Here is a 9,468-nt window from a genome sequence, read left to right as displayed (position 1 = left end):
GCTGCCGCACACCCGCCGATCGGCATCGAAGGCCAGCGCCAGCACCACCCGCGGGCGGAAACGGCCGCCGGAACGGCCGACGCCGACGGCGCCCAGTTGGCACAGGCCGTCGAAGGCGCGATTGAAGCGCTGCAGTTGCCACCAGCCGAAGGCGATTTGCAGCAGCCAGGCCAGCAGCGCGAAGGCGATCAGAGCTTGAGTCATGGGATTCTCCTTAGGCCCCCTTCGGCGGAAGGGGGCGTCGATGGCGTCAGAACATCACCTGGCCGCCGGTGATGTTGATCGACTGGCCGGTGCAGTAAGAGGCCTTGTCGCTGGCGTAGAACAGCAGGGTGTTCAGCACGTCCTGGTAGTCGCAGCCGCGTTTCAGCGGCACCTTGTCGATGTAGTACTGCTCCACCTGTTCCGGCGCGATGCCCAGTTTTTGCGCGTACTGCGGCAGCAGCGACTGGAACATCGGCGACTTCAGAAGGTTGCCAAGCATCAGTGAATGCACGGTAATGCCGTACTCCGCCAGATCGAGCGCCAGCGACTGCGTCAGCCCCACGCCGCCGAACTTGGCGGCGCTGTAGCCGGAGTTGTGCTTGCTGCCGACCTTGCCGGACTTGGAATTGATCTGAATGATGCGCCCGGCGATGCCGTCACGGATCATCAGGCGCGAGAATTCGCGGGCGCAGAGGAAATAACCCACCAGGTTCACCTGCAGCGAGCGATCGAAGTCGCCCAGCGGGAAATCGGTGATCGGCGCCGCCTTGGCGATGCCGGCGCTGTACACCAGCAGGTTGGTCTGGCCGAATGCCCGGTCAACCGCCGTCGCCAGCGCGATCACGCTCTGTTCGTCGGTGGCATCGGCCTGAAAACCGCAGGCGCTGCCTGCGCCAAACGCTTCGTTGATCTGCTGTGCCACCAGATTGGCGTTATCGGCGTTCAGATCGGCCACCGCCACCCGATAACCGGCCTGCGCCAGCCCGTGGGACAAAAAGGCGCCTAACGTTTGGCCGCCGCCAATCACTACAGCTACTTCAGACATGGTCTACTCCTTATGCGATAAATGACAGCGTGCTGCCCAACGGGATATCGGTCGGCGTCGGGCCGGATACGTGGATCGAGCCGGGGAATTCGGCTTCGGCTTCGCCGTCGAAGCGCACGGTGATGTGGCCCAGCTCGCGCAGATTCTGCGTGGCAACGCTGCCGACGGCGGTGATGGCGTAGCGCTGCTGCGCCAGTTCCATCACGCCGCCGACCTGCAGCTCACCGGCGGTCGCGCCGTGGCGGTGGATGAAACAGAACTCTTCGATATCCGCCGGCGCGCCTTCACGGAAGGTGATCAGCATGTTGTCCAGCAACGCGTCGCGGGCGCAGCCGCCGATCTGCGTGATGGTGGTATGAAAAATGGTGTGCATAAACGTCTCCCTGGGAATCAAATTATTGATAAATAAAGGCCGAGGCGGCCCAGGCGATCAACACCGTCGGCGCGCCGGTCAGGAAGCGGCCGACCAGCACCGAGGGCACGCCGACCCGCACGGTGTCCTGCTTGGCTTCCGCCAGCGACAGGCCGACCGGAATGAAGTCGCAGGCGGCCTGCGCGTTGATGGCGAACAGCGCGGGCAGCGCCAGCTGCGGCGGAATATGGCCGAGGCCGATCTGCACCCCGACCAGTACGCCGATCACCTGGGCGATGACCGCGCCGGGGCCGAGGAACGGCGACAGCAGCGGGAATGAGCAGATCAGCGCCAGCGTCACCAGGCCGATCGGGCTGTTGGCCAGCGGCGTCAGGCCGTGAGCGATAAAGTCCCCGAGGCCGGAGGCCATGATGATGCCGATCAAGGCCGAGACGAACGCCATAAACGGCAGGATGGTCTTCAGCACGGTGTCGATGGTGTCGCGCCCGGCCTGGAAGAACACCGCCACCACCGATCCCATGCCCATGCCGACCTTCGCCAGCAGCCCGTCGCTTTGCTCGGTGATCTTCTTGCTGGTGTCGTAGTCGCGCGCCTTGGGCGGCGCGGCAACGGCGGCGGCGGGTTGGCTATCTGCCGCTTCGATTCGGCTGATGTTGTGGTCACGCACGCCGGAGACATAGATGTCTTCGAGGATAAACTGCGCCAGCGGGCCGGACTGGCCGGTGGCGTGGATGTTGACTGTCGGAATGCGGCGTTTCGGATACAGGCCGCAGCGCAGGGTGCCGCCGCAGTCGATCACCGCCACGCCGATCTCTTCTGCCGGCGGCTCGCCCTCTTTGAAACCGTCGACGGCCGGCCAGCCGGTCAATTCGCTGAGGCGATCGACGATCGAAGGCCGGGTGCCGGCGGTGATGTACACCACTTTCTTGCCGGGCTCTATCGGCAGCTCCAGGGGGCCACCCCAGCCGCTGGCGCCTTTTTCAATACGGATATAAGCACTCATGCTGCACTCCACGAATTAAAGTTGCACCTGGCGATCCAGACGGATGCCCATCTTGCGTTCGAACAGGCTGGTGGTCAGATCGGTGACCCAGCCGCGGAAGAAGTTGGTGAACAGCCCCACCAGGAAATAGCTCACCGCCAGCGGGCCGAGCGGCAGGCCGAGGGTGGTCAGGCCGCTGGCGATGCCGAGGTAAACGAACAGCTCGCCGGGGTTGATGTGTGGGAACAGGCCGTTCATCGAGTGGCAGCTGTAGGAGGCCGCCGCGTAGTAGCTCGGCTTGTATTTCTCCGGCATGAAGCGCCCCAGGCTGAGGGTCATCGGGTTGCAGAAGACAAAGGTGCCGATCAGCGGCAGCAGCAGATAACGCGAGACGGGGTTGCCCGCGCAGCGCTGCGCCAATCGTTCGATACGTTCCTGGCCAACAAATTTGATCAGCGCGTTCATGATTACCAACAGGCTGATCAACAAAGGTAAAATGCCGGTCACCATGCCGACAAACACTTCACCGCCTTTCTGAAACAGGCCGATAAACCACTCGGCGCCGTGGGTGATTAGCTCAATCATTATGTTCTCCTGTAATGGACTGATATGGCCTGGAGCGAACGGCGGCTCTGTCGCCATGGGCCTTACAGTAGTCACTTTGTTGGGTTATTTGTTTTAAATAGATCACAATTTGAAAGATAAATATTTTATTTTGAAAGTTTAAAGTGAAAGAAAGAGAAGTTCTGTGGCAGGAGGGGGAGAAAGCGGGCACAAAAAAGCCCGGCGAGCCGGGCTTTGGGACAGACGGTCCGTCACATCAGGCGATAGTGACCTTCTTGTCCAGGTAGGCGTCTTGCACGGCGTTGATCAGCGCCACGCCGTCTTTCATCGATTTCTTGAACGCCTTGCGCCCCAGGATCAGGCCCATGCCGCCGGCGCGTTTGTTGATCACCGCGGTGCGCACCGATTCCTGCAGGTCGTTCTCACCGGCGGCGCCGCCGGAGTTGATCAGTCCAGCGCGGCCCATGTAGCAGTTGGCCAGCTGGTAGCGCACCAGATCGATAGGGTGATCGGTGGTCAGTTTGTTGTAGACGCGATCGTCGGTATAGCCGAATTTCACCGCACGGTAGCCGCCGTTGTTTTCCGCCATTTTCTGTTTGACGATGTCGGCGCCGATGGTGGCGGCGATGTGGTTAGCCTGGCCGGTCAGATCGGCGCTGGAGTGGTAGTCCACGCCGTCCTTGGTGAACGCCGGGTTACGCAGATAGGCCCACAACACGGTGACCATGCCCAGCTCATGCGCGCGCTCGAAGGCGATCGAGATCTCTTCGATCTGGCGGCGCGACTGCTCGGAGCCGAAGTAAATGGTGGCGCCGACCGCCACCGCGCCCATGTTGAATGCCTGCTCGACGCTGGCGTACAGGGTCTGGTCGTACTGGGTCGGGTAGCTCAGCGTTTCGTTGTGGTTGAGTTTGACCAGGAACGGGATCTTGTGCGCGTAGCGGCGCGATACCGACGCCAGCACGCCGTAAGTGGAGGCGACGCAGTTACAGCCGGCTTCAATCGCCAGCTCGACGATGTTCTTCGGATCGAAATACAGCGGGTTGGCGGCGAACGAGGCGGCGGCGGAGTGCTCGATGCCCTGATCGACCGGCAGGATCGACAGGTAGCCGGTGCCGGCCAGGCGGCCGTGGTTGAACAGGGTTTGCATCGAACGCAGCACGCTGTTGGGACGGTTGTTATCGATCATTACGCGGTCGACGAAGTCGGCGCCCGGCAGGTAGAGATTCTCGGCGGGGATAGTGGTACAGCGGTGTTGCAGCAGATCTTCCGCTTCCTTTCCTAGCAACTGCACAATATCAGTCATGATTCACTCCCGATTAAGCTTCTTCATACACCGGCAATGCAAGGGTTTTTGACCACCGGCGAAGTAAAAAAGCGGTGATTGAAGCTGTAAAGCGATACTACCGAACTTGATCCGGCAAGGACAAACAATAGATGCGATTGAGAGGAAATGCCATTTGCGAGGCCAAATACGCGGGGACGATCGCCCCCGGCGCGCTAAGCGATTGATTATTCGATCTCGAACCACTCGGTGTTCTGCAGGGCGATCGGGGTGATAGAGTAGATCATCTCCTGCAGGTGATCGTGGATGGCGCGCTCCGCCGCCTCGGCATCGCGCGCTTTCAGCGCCTCGTAGATGCGGTAGTGCTGCTTGATCAGGCTCTCCGGCGGCGAGACTTCGCTCAGGCTGAGGAAACGCACCCGATCCATGGTGGCCTTGATGGTTTCGATGGTCTCCCATGCCAGCGGGCAGTCGGCGAACTGGGTCAGCAGCTGGTGGAATTCATCGTCCAGCGCCAGAAACTCGCGCGTCTGCCCATTCTGCGCCGCCAGCGCCTGGCGGTGCAGGTTATGCTCCAGCGTCATCAGCTGCGCCGGGGTGGCGCGCTCGGCCGCACGGCGCACGATGGCGCATTCCACTGCCTGACGAATAAAGCGCCCGTCGGCCACGCGCTTGGCGGAGATTTTCATCACGAAGGTGCCGCGCTGCGGCAGGATCTGCACCAGGCCGGCCTCCGCCAGCTTGATAAAGGCTTCGCGCACCGGCTGGCGCGAAACGCAAAAGCGGGTGGAAATCTCTTTCTCGGACAACAGGGTGCCGGGGGGGATGGTGCAGTCGACGATATCCTTGCGCAGGAAGCGATAGATCTGCTGGTTGACCGGGACATTGTTGGTGAGACTGTACGTTTCAGACATGGCGACAATCAGGCATCTGGCTGGAGTTCGAATGCCACCATACTAGCAGATTATTGGTTGAGGGCGGGGGGATAAATCCACCCGCCGGGTAGGGTAACTCAGTGATGCCAATCCTGATATTCCTGCTTGCGCCGCCCCGGCGCGGTTTCCGGCATCAGGCTCAGGCCGATGGCCGACACCACGCCCAGCACCATCATGTAACCCGCCAGCCCGTAGTAGTGGCCGCCGGTCACCTGCAGGATCTTCACCGCCAGCAGCCCCAGAATGCCGCTGCCGATCAGCGAGCCTATCTGCCAGATCAGCGCGATGCCGCTGCAGCGCACGCGGGTGGGGAACAGCTCCGGGAAGTAGGAGGCCTGCGGCGCGTAGCACATGCTGTGGCCGAAGGTCAGCACCACGATCATGGCGATCTGCGTCACCCAGAAACTATCGAGGTTGATCGCCATAAAGAACGGCACGATGCACACCACCTGCAGCAGCGCGCCGGCGATGTACACCGGTTTGCGCCCCAGCCGATCGGAGAGGCGGCCCATCAGCGGAATGGCGAAAATTTCCAGCAGCACCGCCACGATCATCGCCTCCAGCAGAATGCTTTCGTTGAGGTGGTTGGCCTTGCCATAGGCCAGCACGATCACCGTGAACATGGCGAAGGCGCAGGCTTCAATCAGCTTGGCGCACACCCCTTTGCCGATAAGGCCGGGGTAGCGGCGGGCTACTTCCACCACTGGCCGGCTCTCCACCGCCTTGGTGGCGCGGATCTGGGTAAACACCGGCGACTCGTCGATCTTCAGGCGAATAAACAGCCCGACGATCACCAGCAGCAGGCTGAGCAGGAACGGAATGCGCCAGCCCCAGTCCAGCATCTGCGCCGGCGACAGCACGGCGGTCAGCAGCGCGAACAGCCCCGATGGCAGCAGGAAACCGGCGGGCGCGCCGATCTGTACCCAACTGGCGTAGAAACCGCGCCGCGGCGCCGGTGCGTATTCGGCGGTCATCAGCACCGCGCCGGCCTGTTCGCCGCCGACGCCGAAGCCCTGCAGCACGCGGATAAAGATCAGCGCGAGCGGCGCCCAGATGCCGATCTGCTCATAGGTGGGCAGCAGGCCGATGCAGAAGGTGCCGAGGCCGACGATCAGGATGGTGATCACCAGTGCCTTCTTGCGGCCGACCTTGTCGCCGATGTGGCCGAACACGATGCCGCCCAGCGGGCGCGCCAGGAAACCGACCGCGTAGGTGGCGAAGGCCGCCAGCGTGCTGATCAGCGGATCGGCGCTGGGGAAAAACAGCTGGCCGAAGAACAGCACCGCGGCGGTGCCGTAAGCGAAGAAATCATAATATTCGGCGGCGGTGCCGATGGCCGAAGCGCTGGCGACGCGCCGCAGCAGCGGTTGATTGCCGGTATTGACGGCGTTATGCGTGGTGACGGTCATCGGAAACCTCCCGGTCGGTAAGCGGCAGAGCGGCGACGGCGGCTTTGGCCCCCAGGCTCAGCAGTTGATGATAAGCGTGGCTGACGGCGCGGACGAAGTCAGGCGAGTCGGGCAGATCCTGGCCGAAGACGCTGTCGAGCTGCAGCAGCGCCAGGACGCGGGGCCGGCCTTCCTCGCTGCCGGCGACCAACGCGGCGAGGCGCTCGCGCAGCGGATCGCTGATGTTGATCGGCGCGCCTTGCTCATCGCGGCCGCCGACGTAGCGCATCCAGCCGGCGACGCCCAGCGCCAGGCAGTCGAAGCGGCTGCCGCGCGCCAGATGCCAGCGGATCGCGTCCAGCAGCCGCTGGGGCAGCTTCTGCGTGCCGTCCATGGCGATCTGCGCGGTGCGGTGCTTCAGCGCGCGGTTGCGGTAACGCTGCAGCAGCGAGTCGGCATACTGCGCCAAATCGACGTTCGGCACCTGCAGGGTCGGCGCCTGTTCCGCCAGCATCAGGTGACGGGCGGCGTGGACAAAATCCGCATCCTGCATACAGTCGCCGACGTGCTGATAACCGGCCAGATAGCCGAGGTAGGCGAGGAACGAATGGCTGCCGTTCAGCATGCGCAGCTTCATCTCCTCATACGGCAGCACGTCGCTCACCAGCTCGGCGCCGACCTTTTCCCAGGCCGGTCGCCCCTGGGGAAAGCAGTCCTCAATGACCCACTGGCTGAACGGCTCGCAGGCCACGCCGACCTCATCCTCGACGCCGCCCAGCCAGGCGTGCAACTGCCGGCGGGTCTCCGGCGTTACTGCCGGCACAATGCGATCCACCATGGTGGAAGGGAAGGCGACCTCTTGACGCACCCAGTCGGCCAGCGTCGGATCCTGCCGCTGCGCCAGGTCGAGCAGCACCTGGCGCGTGACCCGGCCGTTGGCCGGCATGTTATCGCAGGACATCACGGCGAAGGGCGGCAGCCCGCGTTCACGGCGCAGGCGCAGCGCCGCCAGCAGCAGCCCCGGCGCCGACTGTGGCTGTGCGGGGTGGGCGATATCATGCGCGATCGCCGGGTGTTCCGCCATCAGCCGGCCGCTGGCGGGGTGGTGGCAATAGCCCTTTTCGCTGATGGTCAGCGAGACGATGGCGAGCTCAGGCTGCGTCAGGGCCGCCAGCACCGCCGCCAGCCCGTCGGTTTGCAGGTGCAGCGCCTGGCGCACCACGCCGATGATCCGGCCCCGCCAGCCGTCGTCGTCCATCTCCGCCACCGAGAACAGCAGGTCCTGTTGCCGTAGATCGGCGATCTTTTGCCGGCCGTGCTGCATGCTGATTTCGCAGTAGCCCCAGTCGCTGCCGTGCTCGCTGGCCAGCCTGTCGGCGTACATCGCCTGGTGCGCGCGGTGAAACGCGCCGAAGCCGATATGCACCATGCGCGGTTTCACGCGCTCACGTGCGTAGCCGGGCCGGATAACGGCGGCCGGCAGCCCGCTGTGGTCGGAAAGTCTCATGTTCAATGTCCCTGGAGAGGTAAGCAAAGGGGCGAAGCTGCCCCGTCTGGCGTTAGGGTTTTAAGATTTGCACGCCCGCCGTTGCGCGCGGCGCCTTGATCACCAGCAGCACCAGCAGCGCGCCCAGCGCGGCGACGCCGCCCGCCAGCATAAAGGCGCTGTCGAATTTGCCGGTGTTCTGCACGATGTAGCCGGTGACGATCGGCCCGATGATGCCGGAGACGCTGCCGATCAAATGAATGAACCCGCTGGCGCCGCCGACCCGGGATTTATGCACCACGTCCTGGATGATCGCCCAGTAGAGGGCGCCGGTGATGTAAAGGAAGAAGATCGACACCGACATCAGCATCACCGCCGGCACCACGCTGCTGACGGTACCTGCCAACGCCACGCACACCGCCGCCGCCAGCAGGCTGGTGACCAGCACGATCTTGCGCGACAGCAGCAATTTGCCGGTGATGTTAAAGATTTTGTCGGAAATATAGCCGCCGAGTGCCAGCCCGACGAAGCCGACGATCCACGGGATCATCGTGGTCAGGCTCATCTCTTTGATGTTCAGGTTGTGCGCCTGCACCAGATACGAAGGGAACCAGCTCAGGAAGAAGAACAGAATGTAGTTGTAGCAGAAGAAGGCGAAGGCGGTGACCAGAATGATCGGCTGCTTCAGGTAGTAACCCAGCCCGTGCGCGGCGTCGCTCAGCGCGCTTTCCTCGCCGAGGTTTTCCTGTTTCAACCGCGCGATCAGCGCCCGTTCTTCGGCGCTGGCGCGTTGGCTTTTCGCCGGGTTATCCGCCACCACGAAGAACCACACCAGCATCCAGACGATGCCGATGGCGCAGATGATCATAAACGCCGGCCGCCAGCCGAACGCCAGCGCCAGATAGCCGACGATCGGCCCGGCCACCGCGCCGCCTAATGGCGAACCTGCGCTGAGCAGGCCCATGGCGGTCGCCGCCTGCTTCTTCGGGAACCAGCCGTTGATCATCTTGTTGGCCGAGGCGCAGATCGGCCCTTCGGCCATGCCGAACAGGACGCGTAGGATCAGCATCGAGTAAAAACCGGTGGCGATCGCCGTCATGCCGCAGAAGAGAGACCACAGACCGACCGCCACGCCCAGCACCAGCGTCGGGCCGAAACGGTCGACCGCCAGCCCGCCGACGAAGTTGAAGATGGCGTAGCCGAAGAAGAAGCTGCCGAAGATCAGGCCGAACTGTTCGGCGTTCAGCATCAGATCCTGTTCGATCATCGGCACGGTGATCGACAGCGCCACGCGATCGAGGTAGTTGATCATGTAGACCATGAACAGCAGGAACACGATGGTCCAACGCAGGTTTTTAAACATAAAGCACTCCACTGGGTGTCGTTTTAATCGTGATGCTTCGTTGTTTGCACGGGCGGCGGGGG

The 9,468-nt window shown here is 63.0% G+C and carries 10 protein-coding genes; all 10 read right to left on the bottom strand.

Going from position 1 to position 9,468, the window contains the following annotated elements:
* Positions 1–204: transcriptional regulator GutM (locus tag FUU19_RS11765; protein ID WP_304622315.1), on the bottom strand; the 204-nt coding region annotated here is incomplete at its 3' end.
* Between the two features lie 46 nt (positions 205–250).
* A complete protein-coding gene (gene srlD / locus FUU19_RS11760) occupies positions 251–1,030 on the bottom strand; it encodes a sorbitol-6-phosphate dehydrogenase (RefSeq protein ID WP_230490582.1) in 780 nt (259 codons plus the stop codon).
* Positions 1,031–1,040: 10 nt separating this feature from the next.
* On the bottom strand, positions 1,041–1,403 hold the full coding sequence (gene srlB, locus FUU19_RS11755) for a PTS glucitol/sorbitol transporter subunit IIA (protein ID WP_004941520.1): 363 nt from the start codon (positions 1,401–1,403) through the stop codon (positions 1,041–1,043).
* Between the two features lie 22 nt (positions 1,404–1,425).
* Positions 1,426–2,406 carry a PTS glucitol/sorbitol transporter subunit IIB gene (gene srlE / locus FUU19_RS11750; protein ID WP_025303875.1) on the bottom strand — a complete coding sequence of 327 codons (981 nt, stop codon included), beginning with the start codon at positions 2,404–2,406 and terminating at the stop codon, positions 1,426–1,428.
* 15 nt (positions 2,407–2,421) lie between these two features.
* Complete coding sequence (gene srlA, locus FUU19_RS11745) at positions 2,422–2,970, bottom strand: PTS glucitol/sorbitol transporter subunit IIC (protein WP_004941528.1); 549 nt, start codon at positions 2,968–2,970, stop codon at positions 2,422–2,424.
* A 235-nt stretch (positions 2,971–3,205) separates the two neighbouring features.
* Positions 3,206–4,255 (bottom strand): class I fructose-bisphosphate aldolase, encoded by a 1,050-nt coding sequence (gene fbaB, locus FUU19_RS11740; RefSeq protein WP_043137996.1) that lies wholly within the window; start codon positions 4,253–4,255, stop codon positions 3,206–3,208.
* Positions 4,256–4,461: 206 nt separating this feature from the next.
* Complete coding sequence (locus tag FUU19_RS11735) at positions 4,462–5,148, bottom strand: GntR family transcriptional regulator (protein WP_025303872.1); 687 nt, start codon at positions 5,146–5,148, stop codon at positions 4,462–4,464.
* Between the two features lie 98 nt (positions 5,149–5,246).
* A complete protein-coding gene (locus tag FUU19_RS11730) occupies positions 5,247–6,578 on the bottom strand; it encodes an MFS transporter (protein WP_141967266.1) in 1,332 nt (443 codons plus the stop codon).
* Complete coding sequence (locus FUU19_RS11725; protein WP_230490583.1) at positions 6,559–8,064, bottom strand: mannitol dehydrogenase family protein; 1,506 nt, start codon at positions 8,062–8,064, stop codon at positions 6,559–6,561. Before FUU19_RS11725 ends, FUU19_RS11730 begins: the two co-directional genes overlap by 20 nt.
* Before the next feature lie 52 nt (positions 8,065–8,116).
* Positions 8,117–9,406 (bottom strand): MFS transporter, encoded by a 1,290-nt coding sequence (locus tag FUU19_RS11720; protein ID WP_180547583.1) that lies wholly within the window; start codon positions 9,404–9,406, stop codon positions 8,117–8,119.
* Between the last annotated feature and the right edge of the window lie 62 nt (positions 9,407–9,468).

The sequence above is a fragment of the Serratia montpellierensis genome, assembly GCF_020858655.1.
In the GTDB taxonomy this organism is placed as follows: domain Bacteria; phylum Pseudomonadota; class Gammaproteobacteria; order Enterobacterales; family Enterobacteriaceae; genus Serratia; species Serratia montpellierensis.
This window is presented reverse-complemented; position numbering and strand designations above follow the sequence as displayed.